General features: G+C 71.6%; 14 protein-coding genes. 4 read left to right on the top strand and 10 right to left on the bottom strand.

The features are described 5' to 3' along the window. Window positions 1-126: 126 nt before the first annotated feature. Window positions 127-792 carry a TetR/AcrR family transcriptional regulator gene (locus BZL64_RS32060; protein WP_086772639.1) on the bottom strand — a complete coding sequence of 222 codons (666 nt, stop codon included), beginning with the start codon at window positions 790-792 and terminating at the stop codon, window positions 127-129. Window positions 793-968: 176 nt separating this feature from the next. Between BZL64_RS32060 and BZL64_RS32055 the strand changes: the two genes are divergently transcribed. Then, the gene (locus tag BZL64_RS32055) at window positions 969-1,865 is read left to right on the top strand and encodes a shikimate dehydrogenase (RefSeq protein ID WP_391005743.1); all 897 of its coding nucleotides are present in this window, start codon (window positions 969-971) and stop codon (window positions 1,863-1,865) included. A gap of 39 nt (window positions 1,866-1,904) precedes the next feature. Beyond that, window positions 1,905-3,722 (top strand): bifunctional sugar phosphate isomerase/epimerase/4-hydroxyphenylpyruvate dioxygenase family protein, encoded by a 1,818-nt coding sequence (locus BZL64_RS32050; protein WP_086772638.1) that lies wholly within the window; start codon window positions 1,905-1,907, stop codon window positions 3,720-3,722. 38 nt (window positions 3,723-3,760) lie between these two features. Here BZL64_RS32050 and BZL64_RS32045 read toward each other — a convergent pair whose 3' ends face one another. The 7 genes from BZL64_RS32045 to tkt form a co-directional block, all read right to left on the bottom strand. Next, entirely contained in the window at window positions 3,761-5,203 is a 1,443-nt protein-coding gene (locus tag BZL64_RS32045) for a membrane-associated oxidoreductase (protein WP_086772637.1), read from the bottom strand. A gap of 130 nt (window positions 5,204-5,333) precedes the next feature. After that, window positions 5,334-6,212 carry a phosphogluconate dehydrogenase (NAD(+)-dependent, decarboxylating) gene (gene gnd, locus BZL64_RS32040; protein ID WP_086772636.1) on the bottom strand — a complete coding sequence of 293 codons (879 nt, stop codon included), beginning with the start codon at window positions 6,210-6,212 and terminating at the stop codon, window positions 5,334-5,336. 1 nt (window position 6,213) lies between these two features. Further along, window positions 6,214-7,860 (bottom strand): glucose-6-phosphate isomerase, encoded by a 1,647-nt coding sequence (pgi, locus tag BZL64_RS32035; protein WP_086772635.1) that lies wholly within the window; start codon window positions 7,858-7,860, stop codon window positions 6,214-6,216. Beyond that, window positions 7,853-8,788, bottom strand: coding sequence for a glucose-6-phosphate dehydrogenase assembly protein OpcA (opcA, locus tag BZL64_RS32030; protein ID WP_086772634.1), 936 nt, complete (start codon window positions 8,786-8,788; stop codon window positions 7,853-7,855). Before opcA ends, pgi begins: the two co-directional genes overlap by 8 nt. Further along, window positions 8,785-10,329: a glucose-6-phosphate dehydrogenase gene (gene zwf, locus BZL64_RS32025; protein ID WP_086772633.1), complete on the bottom strand. Its 1,545-nt coding sequence runs from the start codon at window positions 10,327-10,329 to the stop codon at window positions 8,785-8,787. Before zwf ends, opcA begins: the two co-directional genes overlap by 4 nt. Further along, on the bottom strand, window positions 10,326-11,540 hold the full coding sequence (gene tal, locus BZL64_RS32020) for a transaldolase (RefSeq protein WP_244205611.1): 1,215 nt from the start codon (window positions 11,538-11,540) through the stop codon (window positions 10,326-10,328). Before tal ends, zwf begins: the two co-directional genes overlap by 4 nt. Window positions 11,541-11,559: 19 nt before the next feature. Next, complete coding sequence (tkt, locus tag BZL64_RS32015; protein WP_086772632.1) at window positions 11,560-13,653, bottom strand: transketolase; 2,094 nt, start codon at window positions 13,651-13,653, stop codon at window positions 11,560-11,562. Between the two features lie 155 nt (window positions 13,654-13,808). Between tkt and BZL64_RS32010 the strand changes: the two genes are divergently transcribed. After that, window positions 13,809-14,702 carry a helix-turn-helix transcriptional regulator gene (locus BZL64_RS32010; RefSeq protein ID WP_086772631.1) on the top strand — a complete coding sequence of 298 codons (894 nt, stop codon included), beginning with the start codon at window positions 13,809-13,811 and terminating at the stop codon, window positions 14,700-14,702. 28 nt (window positions 14,703-14,730) lie between these two features. On the opposite strand, the gene BZL64_RS32005 is transcribed toward BZL64_RS32010, so the two are convergent. Continuing rightward, window positions 14,731-16,140: a glycoside hydrolase family 16 protein gene (locus BZL64_RS32005; protein WP_086772640.1), complete on the bottom strand. Its 1,410-nt coding sequence runs from the start codon at window positions 16,138-16,140 to the stop codon at window positions 14,731-14,733. A gap of 462 nt (window positions 16,141-16,602) precedes the next feature. On the opposite strand from BZL64_RS32005, the gene BZL64_RS32000 reads away from it, so the two are divergent. Continuing rightward, on the top strand, window positions 16,603-16,881 hold the full coding sequence (locus tag BZL64_RS32000; protein WP_086772630.1) for a metal-sensitive transcriptional regulator: 279 nt from the start codon (window positions 16,603-16,605) through the stop codon (window positions 16,879-16,881). Between the two features lie 398 nt (window positions 16,882-17,279). On the opposite strand, the gene BZL64_RS31995 is transcribed toward BZL64_RS32000, so the two are convergent. Then, window positions 17,280-17,811: IclR family transcriptional regulator (locus tag BZL64_RS31995; protein WP_107430382.1), on the bottom strand; the 532-nt coding region annotated here is incomplete at its 5' end.

Raw genomic sequence — 17,811 nt, 5'->3', positions numbered from 1 at the left:
GCGCGGCATGCCGCGCACCACGTCCACGCCCGGCCGCATGGCTCGTCGCGTGGGTGATGTCGGCGCGTGCGCTGTCGGCCCGCCGTGCGCTGTCGGCCCGCCGCGCGGACCGGCGTCATCGCGGCGTCACTGCGCCGCGCGTTCCGCCGTGAGATAGGTGATCACCATGTCGCCGAGCATGGCGCGGTAGTGCTCGCGCTGGGCCGGGTCGACCAGATCGCGCCCGAACAGGGCGCCGAAGGTGTGCCGGTTGGCCACCCGGAAGAAGCAGAACGCGCTGATCATCGCGTGCAGATCGACGGCGTCGACGTCGGCCGTGAACAGGCCGGACTCCTGCCCGGAGGCCAGGATGCGACGGATCACGTCGAGGGCGGGGGAACCGATCTTCCCGAGCTTCTCGGAGGCGGCGATGTGCTCGGCGCCGTGGATGTTCTCGATGCTGACCAGGCGGATGAAGTCGGGGTGCTGTTCGTGATGGTCGAAGGTCAGCTCCGCCAGCCGGCGGATGGCCGCGACCGGGTCCAGGTGCTCCACGTCGAGTTGCTGCTCGGTGTCCCGGATCACGCCGTACGCCCGCTCCAGCACGGCGGTGAACAGCTGCTCCTTGCCGCCGAAGTAGTAATAGATCATGCGCTTGGTGGTGCGGGTGCGGGCGGCGATCTCGTCGACGCGGGCGCCGTCGTATCCGGCCCGCGCGAACTCCTGGGTGGCCACGTCGAGGATCTCGGCCTGGGTGCGGGCGGCGTCGCGGATCCGCCCGTTGGGTCGTGCCGGTTCGTCGACGCTGGTCATCGGGTTCCTTCGGGCGTAGGCGGGCTTGGCGGGCTTCCTTCGGCGTGCCGTGATTCTAGAAGCCCTCGTGCCCCTCGTACGGAGAGGTCTTCCCCCGCGCCCCGCCTCGGTGCTATGACTAACTCACCGGTTCGTACATTAGGGCTTGTCCGCTTCGCCTGTTCAGGAGGTCCGCCGTGACCAAGGATGTGTCCCACGGGACGCAGGACTCGTATCTCGTCGCGCTGATCGGCTCCGGCATCGGCCCGTCGCTCAGCCCGGCGTTGCACGAGCGGGAGGCGGACCGGCAGGGCCTGCGATATGTGTACCGGCTGCTCGACATCGACGTCCTCGGTGTGCCGCCCGAGGCGGTGGGCGATCTGGTGCGGGCCGCGCGCGACCTCGGTTTCGACGGCCTGAACATCACGCACCCGTGCAAGCAACTCGTCATCCCTCACCTCGACGGGCTCGCGCCGCAGGCCGAGGCACTGGGCGCGGTCAACACCGTCGTCTTCGAGGACGGCCGGGCCGTCGGCCACAACACGGACGTCACCGGTTTCGCCGCATCCTTCGCCCGTGGCCTGCCCGACGCACCGCTGGAGCGGGTGGTGCAGCTCGGCGCGGGCGGCGCGGGCGCGGCCGTCGCGCACGCCACCCTCACCCTCGGCGCCGGCCGGGTCACCGTCGTGGACGCGTTCCCCGAACGGGCCGCCGCCCTCGCCGACTCCCTCAACCGGCACTTCGGCGCGGGCCGGGCGGACTCGACCACCCCGGACCGCCTCGCGCGACTGCTGGCGCGGGCCGACGGCGTCGTGCACGCCACTCCGACGGGCATGGCCGCGCACCCCGGCCTGCCCTTCCCGGCAGAGTTTCTGCACGCCGGACTCTGGGTCGCCGAGGTCGTCTACCGGCCTCTGGAGACCGAGCTGCTGCGCACCGCCCGCGCGCAGGGCTGCGCCGTTCTGGACGGGGGAGGGATGGCCGTCTTCCAGGCCGCGGACGCGTTCCGGCTCTTCACCGGTCAGGAACCCGACAGCACGCGCATGCTCGCGGACATCGCCGAACTGGCGGGCGCGGTACCGGTCCCCGACTAGCAGCCCCCAGCAGCCAGGAAGAAGGAAGAGGTACCCCGCGTGCGTACGTCCATCGCCACCGTCTCCCTGAGCGGTTCTCTGACGGAGAAGCTCACGGCCGCGGCCCGTGCGGGCTTCGACGGCGTCGAGATCTTCGAGAACGACCTGCTCGCCAGCCCCCTCACCCCCGAGGAGGTCCGCGCCCGCTGCGCCGACCTCGGCCTCACCATCGACCTCTACCAGCCGATGCGGGACATCGAGGCCGTGCCCGCCGACGAGTTCGCCCGCAATCTGCGTCGCGCCCGCGCCAAGTTCGCCGTGATGAACCGGCTCGGCGCCGACACCGTCCTGGTCTGTTCCAGCGTCTCCCCCCTCGCCGTGGACGACGACGCCCTCGCCGCCGGACAACTCGCCCGACTCGCCGACCTGGCACAGGACTTCGGCGTCCGGGTCGCCTACGAGGCGCTCGCCTGGGGACGTCACGTCAGCACGTACGACCACGCCTGGCGGATCGTCGAGACGGCCGGACATCCCGCGCTCGGCACCTGCCTGGACAGCTTCCACATCCTCTCCCGCGGCTCCGACCCCAAGGCGATCGGGGACATCCCCGGCGAGAAGATCTTCTTCCTCCAGCTCGCCGACGCCCCGCTGCCCGCGATGGACGTCCTCCAGTGGTCCCGCCACCACCGCCGATTCCCCGGCCAGGGCGGTTTCGACGTGGCGGGTCTGCTGCGGCACGTGCTGCGCGCCGGGTACGACGGTCCGCTCTCGCTGGAGGTCTTCAACGACGTGTTCCGGCAGGCCGAGGCCGGCCCGACCGCCGTGGACGCCCGCCGCTCCCTGCTCGTCCTCCAGGAAGAGGTGGGCCTCGGCGCCCTGCCCCCGCCGGTCGTCCCCACCGGGGTCGCCTTCGCCGAACTCGTCACCCCGGACGCCGAGCCCGTCACCTCCCTCCTCGGCGCCCTCGGCTTCGCCCGTACCGCCCGGCACCGCAGCAAACCCGTCGACCTGTGGGAGCGGGGCGAGGCCCGCGTCCTGGTCAACACCGGTCCGGCCACCCTCCCTCACGCCCGGCGAGGTCCGGGCGGGGGGACCGCGGCCGACGGCACCCGCCTGGCCGCCGTCGGCCTGGAGTCCCCCGACCCGGCCGGCGCCGCCCGCCGCGCCGAGGCCCTCCTCACCCCCGTCCTGCCCCGCCGCCGCGCCGACGGGGACGCCCCGCTGGACGCCGTCTCCGCCCCCGACGGCACCGAACTCTTCCTGTGCGCGACGAACCGGCCGCAACTGCCGGACTGGCGCGCCGACTTCACGGACCTGCCGGGCATCGCCGCCGCGCGGGACGGTGTCCGTATCGACCACCTCTCCCTCACCCAGCCCTGGCACCACTTCGACGAGGCCGTCCTCTTCCACCGAGCCGTCCTCGGCCTCGACGCCCAGGAGAGCGTCGACGTCGCCGACCCCTACGGCCTGCTGCGCAGCCGTGCCGTCAGCACCGCCGACGGTGCCGTCCGTATCCCCCTCACGGTCGGCGCCGCGCCCGGTGACGACACGGCCCACGCCCGGCACATCGCCCTGGGCACCCCCGACGTGGTCGCGGCCGCCCGCCGCTTCACCGAGGCGGGCGGCCGGCTCCTGCCGATCCCCGCGAACTACTACGACGACCTCGCGGCCCGCTACGAGTTCACCGACGCCGAGCTGGCGACGTACCGCGAACTGGGCATCCTCTACGACCGGGACGCGCACGGTGTCTTCCGGCACTGCTACACGCGCACCGTAGGCCGCGTCTTCATCGAACTCGTCCAGCGCGACGGCGGCTACCAGGGCTACGGCGCCGCGAACGCGCCGGTACGACTGGCCGCCCAGCACACCGCCCGCTGACCCGGCCTACTGGCACCGATCTGCTGACGTCGCCCGGCCTACTGGCGGCTGACCGTCCTCGTCACGCCGGCGACGACGGTCGTGGCGAGGATCCAGCCGGTGAGGATCAGGACGTACGACAGGCTCTGGTGCCAGCCGGACGGGGCGAACGCGGCCTCCTGGCCGAAGGAGATGACCGGCAGCAGCAGGTCGAGGGTGTAGAAGACCGGGTTGAACTCGGGGGCCTCGGCGGCCTTGAGCGCACGCGGGTGCTCCAGCGCGAACGCGACCGACCCGGCCGCCAGCAGCGACAGCAGCCATACGGCGGCCCGCAGCGGGCGGAATCCGTAGCCGACGGCCGCGTCCTGGAGGCGCCCCCACAGCCGGCCGTACCAGGGGAGCGTGCCCCGGTGGCGGCGCAGCTTGGCGAGCTGCACCAGCCGGGCGGCCCGGTCGTCGCCGGTGTTGCGGTAGGCGGCGGTGAGCTGCTCGTAGGCGTGCGGGTCGAACGCGCCGTCGTCGCGTTCCAGCATCGGCAGCCGCCGTTCGGCGGGCTCGTGCGGGGTGAGAAAGGTGTAGGTGAGGTCGAGGAGGCGCACCTGGGTGGGCAGCATCTCCGGTTCCAGGTGGAGCTGGTTGATCACGGCGCGGCGCAGGTTGAGCCGGCCCTGGACCGGCGGGCCCCCGCGCAGCAGCATCTCGCCGATCGTGCAGCTGCTGGCGCGCAGGGCGGTGTCGCCGGGGGCGTGGAGCGTCGCGTACAGCAGGTCGAGCCGGCCGGGTATGCGGGCGCCCCGCAGGTCGATCCGGCCGTGGGCGCGCAGGCGGCGGCCCAGGAGGTTGGCGCCGACGCCGAGGGACTCCGCGTCCAGGACGTGCCCGCCGGGGTTGCCGAGTTCGGCTTCCTCGAGGTCGATCGAGCCGGCCACGCTCGCACCGTCGAGGCGGATCAGTCCGCGGGTGCGCAGGCCTCGGGCGCAGAGGTCGTCCTCGACGGAGATCTGGTTGAGCTGGAGCGCGGGCTGTGCGGGGTCGTCCGTCGTGATGTCGGCCCGGTCGACGAACAGTGCCCCGGCGATCTGCGCCCCGGCCAGGTGCACGGGGCCACTGATCCGGCAGCCCGTGAGCCGTACGCTGCCCTCGATCCGGGTCCGCGGGGCTGCGAGGCCCGGCAGCTCCGAGCCGCTCAGGTTGAGGTAGTTCAGCTGGGCGCCGGACAGCCGGGGCACGCTGTCGAAGCGGCACCGGAGCAGGCGGACGACGCTGTCGACGGTCGCGTTGCGCAGGTCGAGGACACCGGTGATGTGCGCGCCCACCAGTTTGAGCGCGGCTATCTCCCCTGGTTCGCGGGGGCCGTTGAGAAGCAGGGCGCGCAACACGGACGCTCGCAGGCTCGGTTCGGGACCGTCCTGCGGGTCCGGACCGCCGAGGTCGACGTCCGTCCCTGTGGCGAAGGCCCGCCAGACGCGCTGTTCGGCCGGTGTCAGATCGTTGATCTCCATCAGCCGCGACTCTGGCGGGCCCTCTGCACGGTGTCAACCGCATGCCGAGCCGGCTACCACCTGGCTTTGGCCGGCTCGGACAACTGCCCTTCGACAGGCGGCAGTCCGAGCCGACGAGCCGTCAGCACACCTACTTGGCCGACTCGACCGCGTGGCCGCCGAACTGGTTGCGCAGCGCGGCGATCATCTTCATCTGCGGTGAGTCCTCCTGACGGGAGGCGAACCGCGCGAACAGGGACGCCGTGATCGCCGGGAGCGGCACGGAGTTGTCGATGGCCGCCTCGACGGTCCAGCGGCCCTCGCCGGAGTCCTCGGCGTAGCCGCGCAGCTTGTCGAGGTGCTCGTCGTCGTCGAGGGCGTTGACCGCGAGGTCGAGGAGCCAGGACCGGATGACGGTCCCTTCCTGCCAGGAGCGGAACACCTCGCGGACGTCGGTGACCGAGTCCACCTTCTCCAGCAGCTCCCAGCCCTCGGCGTAGGCCTGCATCATGGCGTACTCGATGCCGTTGTGAACCATCTTGGAGAAGTGCCCGGCGCCGACCTTGCCCGCGTGGACATAGCCGTACGGGCCCTCCGGCTTGAGCGCGTCGAAGATCGGGCGCAGCCGGTCGACGTGCTCCTTCTCGCCGCCGACCATCAGCGCGTAACCGTTCTCCAGGCCCCACACGCCGCCGGAGACGCCCGCGTCGACGAAGCCGATGCCCTTGGCGCCCAGTTCCGCGGCGTGCTTCTCGTCGTCCGTCCAGCGGGAGTTGCCGCCGTCCACGACGGTGTCGCCGGCCTCCAGGAGGGCGCCCAGCTCGTCGACGACGGACTGCGTGGCGGCGCCGGCCGGGACCATCACCCAGACGGTGCGCGGCGCCTGGAGGCTCTCCACGAGTTCGGCGAGGCCGCTCACGTCGGACAGGTCGGGGTTGCGGTCGTAGCCGACGACGGTGTGGCCGGCGCGGCGGATGCGCTCCCGCATGTTGCCGCCCATCTTGCCGAGACCGATCAGACCCAGCTGCATGTCAGTGCACTTCCTTCAGTTCACGGTAGGCGGCCACGAGGGCGGCGGTGGAGGCGTCCAGGCCGGGGACGTCGGCGCCCTCGGTCAGTGCCGGTTCGACGCGCTTGGCGAGGACCTTGCCCAGCTCCACGCCCCACTGGTCGAAGGAGTCGATGTCCCAGACCGCGCCCTGGACGAACACCTTGTGCTCGTAGAGGGCGATGAGCTGGCCGAGGACCGACGGGGTCAGCTCGCGGGCCAGGATCGTGGTGGTGGGGTGGTTGCCCTGGAAGGTGCGGGGCGCGACCTGCTCCTCGGGTACCCCTTCGGCGCGGACCTCGTCGGGGGTCTTGCCGAAGGCCAGTGCCTGCCCCTGCGCGAACAGGTTGGCCATCAACAGGTCGTGCTGCGCCTTGAGTTCCTCGCTCAGTTCACCGACGGGGCGGGCGAAGCCGATGAAGTCCGCCGGGATCAGCCTGGTGCCCTGGTGGATCAACTGGTAGTACGCGTGCTGCCCGTTGGTCCCCGGAGTGCCCCACACCACGGGACCGGTCTGCCACTCCACGGGCCTGCCCGCACGGTCCACGGACTTGCCGTTGGACTCCATGTCGAGCTGCTGGAGATAGGCGGTGAACTTCGACAGGTAGTGGCTGTACGGCAGCACCGCGTGCGACTGCGCGTCGAAGAAGTTGCCGTACCAGACCCCCAACAGGCCGAGCAGCAGCGGGGCGTTGGCCTCAGGCGGCGCCGTACGGAAGTGCTCGTCGACGAGGTGGAAGCCGTCGAGCAGCTCGCGGAAACGGTCCGCACCGATGGCGATCATCAGCGACAGGCCGATCGCCGAGTCGAACGAGTAGCGGCCCCCGACCCAGTCCCAGAACTCGAACATGTTGGCCGGGTCGATGCCGAACCCGGTGACCTTCTCGGCGTTCGTCGACAGCGCGACGAAATGCTTCGCGACCGCCTTCTCGTCCCCGCCCAGACCGTCCAGCAGCCAGGTGCGGGCCGAGGTCGCGTTGGTGATCGTCTCGATGGTGGTGAACGTCTTCGACGCGACGATGAACAGCGTCTCCGCCGGGTCCAGGTCACGCACGGCCTCGTGCAGGTCGGCGCCGTCCACGTTCGACACGAAGCGGAACGTCAGCGAGCGGTCGGTGAACGCCCGCAGCGCCTCGTACGCCATCGCCGGCCCCAGGTCGGAGCCGCCGATACCGATGTTGACGACGTTGCGGATGCGCCTGCCGGTGTGACCGGTCCACTCGCCCGAGCGGACCCGCCCGGCGAAACCGGCCATCCGGTCCAGCACGGCGTGCACCGCCGGGACGACGTTCTCCCCGTCCACCTCGATCACCGCCCCGCGCGGAGCACGCAGGGCGGTGTGCAGCACGGCCCGGTCCTCGGTGACGTTGATCCGCTCACCACGGAACATCGCGTCCCGCAGCCCGAACACACCGGTGGCGGCGGCGAGTTCGTGCAGCAGTGCGAGGGTCTCGTCGGTGATCAGGTGCTTGGAGTAGTCGATGCGCAGGTCTCCGACGCGTACGACGTACCGCTCGGCGCGATCGGGGTCCGCCGCGAACAGCTCGCGCAGAGGCGCCTGCCACTGGGCGCGGTGCTCCTCCAGCGCGGCCCACTCAGGGCGCCGCGTGAGCAGGGGGGTGTCAGACATGGGAGGGGGTCTCCTTGGTGCCCTCGCCCCGCAGGGCGATGGCGTACATCTCGTCCGCGTCGAGGCGCCGCAGCTCCTCGGCGATCAGTTCGGAGGTGGGGCGGACCTTCAGCGCGAGGGTGCGCGAGGGCTGGCCGGGCAGTGACAGCGTGGCCAGCGGGCCCTCGGGGCGGTCGATGACGACCTCGCCGTTGTCGGTGCCGAGCCGGACGGCCGTGACGACCGGGCCCGCGGTCTCCACCCGCGCCACCGACACGTTCAGCCGGGCCTCCAGCCAGCGCGCGAGCAGCTCCGCACTGGGGTTGTCGGCCTCGCTCTCCACGGCCGCCGACACGATCGGCGTCCGCGCCTGGTCCAGTGCCGCCGCGAGCATCGAGCGCCACGGCGTCAGCCGGGTCCACGCCAGGTCGGTGTCGCCGGGCGCGTACGACTTCACGCGCGCCTCCAGGGCCTGCAAGGGCCGCTCGACGGCGTACATGTCGGTGATCCGGCGCTGCGCGAGCGCGCCCAGCGGGTCCTTGACCGGGTGCTGCGGCGCGTCCACCGGCCACCACACGACGACCGGGGCGTCCGGCAGCAGCAGCGGCAGCACCACGGAGTCGGCGTGCTCCGACACCTCGCCGTACGTGCGCAGGATGACGGTCTCGCCGGTGCCGGCCTCGGAACCCACCCGGACCTCGGCGTCGAGGCGCGACTGCGTGCGCTCGCGGGGGGTGCGGGCGTGCCGCTTGATGACGACCAGGGTGCGCGAGGGGTGCTCGTGCGAGGCCTCCTCGGCCGCCTTGATCGAGTCGTAGGCGTTCTCCTCGTCCGTGACGATCACCATCGTCAGGACCATGCCCACGGCCGGTGTGCCGATGGCGCGGCGACCCTGCACCAGCGCCTTGTTGATCTTGCTTGCCGTGGTGTCGGTCAGGTCGATCTTCATGGCCTGCGCCAGCTCCGTCCGTCTTGTGCGAGCATCTCGTCGGCTTCCTCGGGTCCCCAGCTGCCCGAGGCGTACTGCGCGGGCCTGCCGTGCCGTGCCCAGTACTCCTCGATCGGGTCGAGGATCCTCCAGGACTCTTCCACTTCCTGGTGGCGGGGGAACAGGTTGGCGTCGCCGAGCAGCACGTCCAGGATGAGGCGCTCGTACGCCTCGGGGCTGGACTCCGTGAAGGACTCGCCGTAGGCGAAGTCCATCGTCACGTCCCGGATCTCCATCGACGTGCCCGGCACCTTGGAGCCGAAGCGGACCGTGACGCCCTCGTCGGGCTGGACCCGGATGACGATGGCGTTGGCGCCGAGTTCCTCGGTGGCGGTGGAGTCGAAGGGGGAGTGCGGCGCCCGCTGGAACACGACCGCGATCTCGGTGACCCGGCGGCCCAGCCGCTTGCCGGTGCGCAGGTAGAACGGCACGCCCGCCCAGCGGCGGTTGTCGACGTTCAGCCGGACGGCCGCGTAGGTGTCGGTCGTGGACGACGGGTCGATGCCGTCCTCCTCCAGATAGCCGCGCACCTTCTCGCCGCCCTGCCAGGCGCCCGCGTACTGCGCCCGCACGGTGTGCCGGCCGAGGTCCTCCGGCAGCTTCACGGCCTTGAAGACCTTCAGCTTCTCGGCGAGCAGCGAGGCCGCGTCGAAGGAGGCGGGCTCCTCCATCGCGGTCAGCGCCATCAGCTGGAGCAGGTGGTTCTGGATGACGTCACGCGCCGAACCGATGCCGTCGTAGTACCCGGCCCGGCCGCCGATGCCGATGTCCTCGGCCATCGTGATCTGGACATGGTCCACGTACGAACGGTTCCAGATCGGCTCGAACATCTGGTTGGCGAAGCGCAGCGCCAGGATGTTCTGGACGGTCTCCTTGCCCAGGTAGTGGTCGATGCGGAACACCTGGTCCGGCTCGAACACGTCGTGCACGATCGCGTTGAGTTCCTGGGCGCTCGACAGGTCGTGCCCGAACGGCTTCTCGATGACCCCCCGTCGCCACGACCCGTCGGGGGCGTTCGCCAGGCCGTGCTTCTTCAGCTGCTCGACGACCTTGGGGAAGAACTTCGGCGGTACGGAGAGATAGAAGGCGAAGTTGCCGCCGGTGCCGCGGGAGTGGTCCAGCTCCTCGACGGCGTCGCGCAGCTGCTTGAACGCCGTGTCGTCGTCGAAGTCGCCGGGGATGAACCGCATGCCCTCGGCGAGCTGCTGCCAGACCTCCTCGCGGAACGGCGTGCGCGCGTGCTCGCGCACCGCGTCGTGGACTACCTGCGCGAAGTCCTGGTCCTCCCAGTCGCGGCGCGCGAAACCGACGAGCGAGAAGCCCGGCGGGAGCAGGCCGCGGTTGGCGAGGTCGTAGACGGCGGGCATCAGCTTCTTGCGGGACAGGTCGCCGGTCACGCCGAAGATGACGAGCCCGGACGGGCCGGCGATACGGGGCAGGCGCCGGTCGCGGGCATCCCGCAGCGGGTTGTCCCAGGCGGTGTCGATGCCGGCAGTGCTCATTCCGCGTCAACTCCCTCGGTGTCGAGTCCTTCGGTGCCGGGTTCCCCCGTGCCGGGTTCCCTGGTGTCGAGCGACTTCGTGACCGCGTCCAGCAGGTCCTGCCACGCCACCGCGAACTTGGCGACGCCCTCGTCCTCCAACCGGGTGACGACCTCCTCGTAGGAGATGCCCAGCGCCTCCACGGCGGCGAGGTCCGCGCGGGCCTGCGCGTAGCCGCCGGTGACCGTGTCGCCGGTGATGACGCCGTGGTCCGCGGTGGCGTTCAGCGTGGCCTCCGGCATGGTGTTGACGGTGCCGGGCGCCACGAGTTCGTCGACGTACAGCGTGTCCTTGTATGCAGGATCCTTCACACCGGTGGATGCCCACAGTGGACGCTGCTTGTTGGCCTTCGCTCCGGTGAGGGCGGTCCAGCGGTCACCGCCGGGTGCCGAACCGTCGACGGGGCCGAACGTCTCCTCGTAGGCCTGGTAGGCCAGGCGTGCGTTGGCGAGCGCGGCCCGGCCCTTGAGCGCGAGGGCCTCTTCGGTGCCGAGGACGGTGAGGCGCTTGTCGATCTCGGCGTCGACGCGGGAGACGAAGAAGGAGGCGACGGAGTGGATCGTCGACAGGTCGATGCCCCTCGCGGCTGCCTTCTCCAGGCCGGCCAGGTAGGCGTCCATGACCTCGCGGTAGCGCTCCAGCGAGAAGATCAGCGTGACGTTGACGCTGATGCCCAGGCCGATGACCTCGGTGATCGCCGGGAGACCGGCCTTCGTCGCCGGGATCTTGATCATGACGTTGGGGCGGTCGACGAGCCAGGCGAGCTGCTTGGCCTCGGCGATGGTGGCCGCGGTCTCGTGGGCCAGACGGGGGTCCACCTCGATGGAGACGCGGCCGTCACGGCCACCCGTGGATGTGTATACAGGATTCAGGATATCGGCGGCAGCGCGCACGTCGGCGGTCGTCATCATCCGTACGGCCTCGTCGACCGTGACGCCCCGTACGGCGAGGTCGGTCAACTGCTCCTGGTAGCCCTCGCCGGAGCCGATGGCGGCCTGGAAGATCGACGGGTTGGTGGTGACGCCGACCACGTGCCGCGTGGCGACGAGCGCGGCGAGGTTGCCGGACGTGATCCGCTTGCGGGACAGGTCGTCCAGCCAGATCGAGACGCCTTCGTCGGAGAGGCGCCGCAGGGCTCCCGCGTCGGCGGTGGCTTCGGTCACTGTGATCATCTTCTTTCTGGCGATCGGATCAGCCGCGCGCGTGGGGCGCGCTCGGGAGGGAATCGAGCACGGCGCGGGCGGTCGCGGCGACGTTCTCAGGGGTGAAGCCGAACTCGGCGAACAGCGTGCGGGCGTCGGCGGAGGCGCCGAAGTGCTCCAGGGAGACGATCCGTCCCGCGTCGCCCACGAAGCGGTGCCAGGTGAGGCCGATGCCCGCCTCGACGGCGACCCGGGCCTTCACCGACGGCGGCAGGACGCGTTCGCGGTACGTGCGCGGCTGCTCCTCGAACCACTCCACCGACGGCATCGACACCACCCGGGTGCCGATCCCCTCCGCCTCCAGCGTCTCCCGCGCGGCGACCGCGAGGTGCACCTCGGAGCCGGTGGCGATCAGGACGACGTCCGGGGTGTCCTTCGAGGACTCCCTCAGGACGTAACCGCCCTTCGCCGCCTCCGGGTTGGGCGCGTAGGTGGGCACGCCCTGTCGGGTGAGGGCCAGGCCGTGCGGGGCCGGGCGGGTGCCGTGCCGGCGGAGGATCTCGGCCCAGGCGATGGCCGTCTCGTTGGCGTCGGCGGGGCGTACGACGTTCAGGCCGGGGATGGCGCGCAGCGAGGCGAGGTGCTCGACCGGCTGGTGGGTGGGGCCGTCCTCGCCGAGACCGACCGAGTCGTGCGTCCAGACGTACGTCACCGGCAGCTGCATCAGCGCCGACATGCGCACGGCGTTGCGCATGTAGTCGGAGAACACCAGGAACGTACCGCCGTAGATCCGGGTGTTGCCGTGCAGGGCGATGCCGTTCATCTCGGCGGCCATCGAGAACTCGCGGATGCCGAAGTGGACCGTGCGGCCGTACGGGTCGGCCTCGGGCAGCGGGTTGCCCCGCGGCAGGAAGGACGAGGTCTTGTCGATGGTGGTGTTGTTGGAGCCGGCCAGGTCGGCCGAGCCGCCCCACAGTTCCGGGAGGACGGCGCCGAGCGCCTGGAGCACCTTGCCGGAGGCCGCGCGGGTGGCGACCGCCCTGCCCTCCTCGAAGACCGGGAGGTGGTCCTCCCAGCCGTCGGGGAGCTGACCGGCGAGGACCCGGTCGAACAGCTTCGCCCGCTCCGGCTGCGTGCCGCGCCACGCGTCGAGCTGCTTGTCCCAGGCGGCGTGCGCCTCGGCGCCCCGGTCGAGGGCGGTGCGGGTGTGCGCGAGGACGTCGCCGGGGACCTCGAAGGACTGCTCGGGGTCGAAGCCGAGGAGGCGCTTGGTGGCGGCCACCTCGTCGTCGCCGAGCGCTGAGCCGTGCGATGCCTCGGTGTCGCGCGCGTTGGGGGCGGGCCAGGCGATGATCGTGCGCATCGCGATGATCGAGGGGCGCGCCGTCTCGGCCCGTGCCGCGGTCAGGGCGGCGTACAGGGCGTGCGGGTCGACATCGCCGTTCTCCCGCGGCTCGATGCGCTGCACGTGCCAGCCGTAGGCCTCGTACCGCTTCAGGACGTCCTCGGAGAAGGCGGTCGCGGTGTCGCCCTCGATGGAGATGTGGTTGTCGTCGTAGAGGAAGACCAGGTTGCCGAGCTTCTGGTGGCCGGCCAGCGAGGATGCCTCGGCGGAGACACCTTCCTGGAGGTCGCCGTCGGAGACGATCGCCCAGATGGTGTGGTCGAACGGCGAGGTGCCCTCGGGGGCCTCGGGGTCGAACAGGCCGCGCTCGTAGCGGGCGGCCATCGCCATGCCGACGGCGTTGGCGGCGCCCTGGCCGAGCGGCCCGGTGGTGGTCTCCACGCCGGCGGTGTGCCCGTACTCGGGGTGGCCCGGCGTCTTCGAGCCGTGGGTGCGGAACGCCTTGAGGTCGTCCAGCTCCAGCTCGTAGCCGGCCAGGAACAGCTGCGTGTACAGGGTCAGCGAGGTGTGGCCGGGGGAGAGGACGAAGCGGTCACGACCGGTCCACTCGGGGTCCGCCGGGTCGTGCCGCATCACCTTCTGAAAGATCGTGTACGCGGCGGGCGCGAGGCTCATCGCGGTGCCGGGGTGGCCGTTGCCCACCTTCTGCACGGCATCCGCCGCCAACAGGCGTGCGGTGTCGACGGCACGCCGGTCGAGTTCGGTCCATTCGAAGCTGTCCGGTGTCTGCGTGCTCATCTTCAAGAAGTCCTCGGTGTGAGCGAAGTGGCTGGTCCGACGCGTTCAAAAGTAAAAGTCGGACTTATTCGGGGGAAGGTCCGGGTGTGTCAGGCTGTGGTGAAAGTGGGACAGCCCGGCGGCGCCGGGCACGAACGAGGTGGCACAGACGCGACATGGCGGACACAACCGTCGAAGACGGCGACGGGATCAGAACGTTCCCCTTCCCGGTCGGCCTCAGTGTCGGCGGCGTCGGCATGCAGGTCGGCCCGATGGGCACCGGCCGCACCTGGCACGCCGACGCGCCGCTGGAGCGCGTGCACCGGATCGACTTCCACATCGTCCTGCTGTTCACCGGCGGTCCCGTCCGCCACATGGTCGACTTCGCCGAGTACGAGGCGAACGCCGGTGACGTCCTGTGGATCCGGCCGGGCCAGGTCCACCGCTTCTCGAAGACCAGCGGGTACCGCGGAACCGTCCTGGCCATGCAGCCCGGCTTCCTGCCCCGCGCCACCGTCGAGGCCACCGGCCTGTACCGCTACGACCTGCCGCCCCTGCTGCACCCCGACGAGGCCCAGTCGGCCGGCCTGCGCGCCGCCCTGGCCCACCTGCAGCACGAGTACGACGACCTCGCCACCGGGACCCTGCCGCTGAGCCTGCACACCTCGGTGCTGCGGCACTCCCTGACGGTGTTTCTGCTGCGCCTCGCACATCTCGCGGCCAGCTCGGCGGAGGCGGCCCGCCGCCGGGCCGACACCACCTTCACGCTCTTCCGGGAGGCCGTGGAACGGGACTTCGCCACCAACCACAGCGTCAGCGCGTACGCCGACGCGCTCGGCTACTCGCGCCGCACCCTGGTGCGCGCGGTGCGCGCCGCGACCGGCGAGACCCCCAAGGGGTTCATCGACAAGCGGGTCGTCCTGGAGGCCAAACGGCTCCTGGCCCACACCGGGCTGCCGATCGGCCGGGTCGGCGCGGCGGTGGGCTTCCCCGACCCGGCGAACTTCTCCAAGTTCTTCCACCAGCACACGGACATGACACCGGCGGCGTTCCGCGCGGAACTGCGCTGAGACGCCGCCGGGTCGACACGTGCTCCGGTCAGTGGGCGAAGGTGAACCAGTTGACGTTCACGAAGTCGGCCGCCTGGCCGCTGGTGAAGGTCAGGTAGACGTCGTGGGTTCCGGTCACCGCGTTGATGTTCGTGGGGACCGTCCGCCAGGACTGCCAGCCGCCCGTGTTGCCCAGCGCGAAGGTCCCCACCGGTGCGGCGCTGCGGCTGTCCAGGCGCACCTCGACGAGGCCGCTGGCCCCGCCGGCCACACCGCTCGCCACGCGGGCGCTGAACTGCCGGGCCGCCGTGGAACCGAAGTCGACGCCCCGGTACAGCGCCCAGTCGCCGTTGGCGAGGAACCCGATGTTCTGGCCGCCGCCGGTGTCGGTGGTGGTCTCGGTGACCGCACCGGACTGGCCGTCGTGGGACTCGGCCTGGACGGCGGCGTAGGCGTCGCGGCTGCCGGTCGGCGGAGGCGTGGTGCCGCCCCCGCCACCGCCGGCCGCCTGGAGGACCTGCACGTAGTCCACGACCATGGGCACGCCCGAGCGGGTGTCACCGTCGAGGCCGCCGCCGAACGCGTCGGTGAAGGCGCCGCCCATCGCCACGTTGAGGATGATGAAGAACCCGTGGTTCGTCGCGTTGTTCCAGGTCGTGGCGTCGACCTGGGCGGCCGTCACCGTGTGGTAGTTGACGCCGTCGACGAAGAAGCGGAGCGCCTCGGGGCTCGCCGAACGGTCCCACTCCATGGCGTAGGTGTGGAAGCCGGACTGACACGTGGTGGCGGGGCAGGCGGTCGAGTTGCCGATGCCGGTGGTCTCGTTGCACGGGCCGCCGGGGTTGGTGCCGCAGTGCATCGTCGACCAGACCCTGTTCAGCCCCTGGACGTTCTCCATGATGTCCAGCTCGCCGACCGAGGGCCAGTTCTGGTAGTTGCCCCGGTAGGGCGCCCCCAGCATCCAGAAGGCGGGCCAGTAGCCCTCGGCGGCCGTGCCGGTCACATTGGGCATCTGCAGCCGGGCCTCGACCCGCAACTTACCGCCGGACGGGGGCTGGAAGTCGGTGCGGTTGGTCTCGATACGGCCCGAGGTCCAGCGGCCCGCGGAGTCCCGCAGCGGGGTGATGCGCAGGTTGCCGTTCCCGTCGAGCGAGACGTTGCTCGTGCTGTTCGTCATCGTCTCGACCTCGCCGGTGCCCCAGTTCGCGGGGCCGCCCGGATACGAAGTGCCGGTGGCGTACTGCCAGTTGCTGGTGTTGACGCCGGTGCCGGCGGCGCCGGTGAAGTCGTCCAGGAACACCTGTGACCAGCCCGCGGGGGGAGGGGGCGCGGAGGCGTTCGCGGACGGGGAGGTGAGGGTGGCGGCGGCTGCCGCGAGGCCGAGGGTGCCGACGACGGCGACGAGCGCCCGCCGTAGGGAGCGCCGTCTGCGGGGTGGTGTGCCGGAGGTTTCGCTCATGGTGGGGGAGTGCCTCTCGGGTACGGAGTGGTCGTGCGCGGGTGCCTTCGACAGCGCCACGTGTGGTGAGAGCGCTCTCAAAGTGCCGCCAATGTGCTCCTCGGTACCCGGGCCGTCAAGAGTTGGGGCAGGGAAACTCCTTGCCCCGCAGGTGAGTTCACTCCCTGAACGGTGTCGCGTGGGTGGGGTGGCACGGAGGGGCCGGTCGGCCGGCTGGTGCGGCGGTGAAGTGTTGCTTCGAAGGTGGTCGTGGTCCGTGGCGGGCGGTGGTGCGGGCGTTCGCCGGGGCGGTGGCCATGCCTCGGTGTTCGCATCGGTGGCCCGTCGGGCGGGACGGCGGGCAGCCGCTCAGGTCCCGGCGCCGCGGGCCGGCGCGACGGGGCCGGACGTGGAACAGAACCTTTCGCCGGGGCGTTCCGCCCACGGGTACAATACCCGCTGGGGTATATACGAGGAGGAAGCGTGCAACTCGACATGTCGGCCGAAGAGCTGAAGTCGGCGCTCAACCGTCTGCGGCGGGCGCAGGGCCAGCTCGCGGGAGTGATCCGGATGATCGAGGAGGGCCGGGACTGCGAGGACGTGGTCACCCAGCTCGCGGCGGTCTCCCGGGCCCTGGACCGGGCCGGCTTCTCGATCATCGCGACCGGGCTGGAACAGTGCGTGACCAGCGAGGACCCCGACATGCGCAACTCCGCGCAGATGCGGGCCCGGCTGGAGAAACTCTTCCTGTCGCTGGCCTGACCGGGGCCGGGGCCGGGGCTGGGTGTTCCGCAGCCGGGCCGGGCCGGAGCGCCGCGGTGTGCTGCGGGGTGCCGCCGGCCGTGCCGGGCTCGAGCCCCGCGGCGTACCTGCGGGATGCCGCCGGTCGCGCCGGGCCCATGGGACGGCGGCGCCGAGGAACGGTGCCAGGACGGCGCGGTCCGGCGGGACGGCCGTAGCGACGCGGGCGGCGAGGGCCACCGCCGCGTCGGCCGCGGCGATCAGCCGACTCGTGCCGCCGCCGTGCTCATCGGTATGCCGAGCATGCCCCCGGCGCCGGTACGGCGAGGAACGCGGCGCCCGCCCCGAGGAACCCGGTGACCGCGCCAGGCCCCCGCCGCGTGCGGCCATGTCCAGGCGGGCCCCCGGCGGTCCGGAGGTCAGCCCGGCTGCCAGCCGAGGGCCCGTGAGATGCCCCGGGCCGCGAGCCGGACCGCCGGCACCAGGACCGGGACCCGGGCGTCGGCGTAGGGCACGACGACCGACACGGCCGCGACCACCGCGCCGTCCGCCCCGTGCACCGCGGCGGCCACCGACAGGGCGTCGTCGGTGACCTGACGACTGCTCACGGCCACACCGGTGCGCCGTACTTCGGCCAGCACCCGGCGCAACCGCACCGGATCGGTGAGGGTGTGGTCGGTGCAGGCCGCCAACGGGGCCTCGCAGTACGCCTCTTGCACGTCGGGCGGGCTGTGCGCCAGCAGGGCCAGACCGACCCCGGTGACGTGCAGCGGCCAGCGGGCACCCACCCGGATGCGGACACCGACCGCGGAATGCCCCGACAGCCACTCCGTGTAGACGACCTCGGAGCCGTCCCGGACCGCCAGCTGCACGTTCTCATGGGTGGCCTCGTAGAGATCCTCCAGATACGGCAGCGCGGCCTGGCGCAGAGCCAGGCCGCGCTGCCGTATC

Source organism: Streptomyces bobili (assembly GCF_002154575.1).
Taxonomy (GTDB): Bacteria; Actinomycetota; Actinomycetes; order Streptomycetales; family Streptomycetaceae; genus Streptomyces; species Streptomyces bobili.
The sequence above is the reverse complement of the archived record's forward strand: the minus strand, read 5'-3'. Positions and strand labels throughout refer to the sequence as shown.

Excerpts from the sequence above, each read along its gene's own strand:
- BZL64_RS32060 (WP_086772639.1), bottom strand. The coding sequence starts at position 792 with ATGACCAGCGTCGACGAACCGGCACGACCCAACGGGCGGATCCGCGAC.
- BZL64_RS32045 (WP_086772637.1), bottom strand. The coding sequence starts at position 5,203 with ATGGAGATCAACGATCTGACACCGGCCGAACAGCGCGTCTGGCGGGCC.
- gnd (WP_086772636.1), bottom strand. The coding sequence starts at position 6,212 with ATGCAGCTGGGTCTGATCGGTCTCGGCAAGATGGGCGGCAACATGCGG.
- pgi (WP_086772635.1), bottom strand. The coding sequence starts at position 7,860 with ATGTCTGACACCCCCCTGCTCACGCGGCGCCCTGAGTGGGCCGCGCTG.
- opcA (WP_086772634.1), bottom strand. The coding sequence starts at position 8,788 with ATGAAGATCGACCTGACCGACACCACGGCAAGCAAGATCAACAAGGCG.
- zwf (WP_086772633.1), bottom strand. The coding sequence starts at position 10,329 with ATGAGCACTGCCGGCATCGACACCGCCTGGGACAACCCGCTGCGGGAT.
- tal (WP_244205611.1), bottom strand. The coding sequence starts at position 11,540 with ATGATCACAGTGACCGAAGCCACCGCCGACGCGGGAGCCCTGCGGCGC.
- tkt (WP_086772632.1), bottom strand. The coding sequence starts at position 13,653 with ATGAGCACGCAGACACCGGACAGCTTCGAATGGACCGAACTCGACCGG.
- BZL64_RS32010 (WP_086772631.1), top strand. The coding sequence starts at position 13,809 with ATGGCGGACACAACCGTCGAAGACGGCGACGGGATCAGAACGTTCCCC.
- BZL64_RS32005 (WP_086772640.1), bottom strand. The coding sequence starts at position 16,140 with ATGAGCGAAACCTCCGGCACACCACCCCGCAGACGGCGCTCCCTACGG.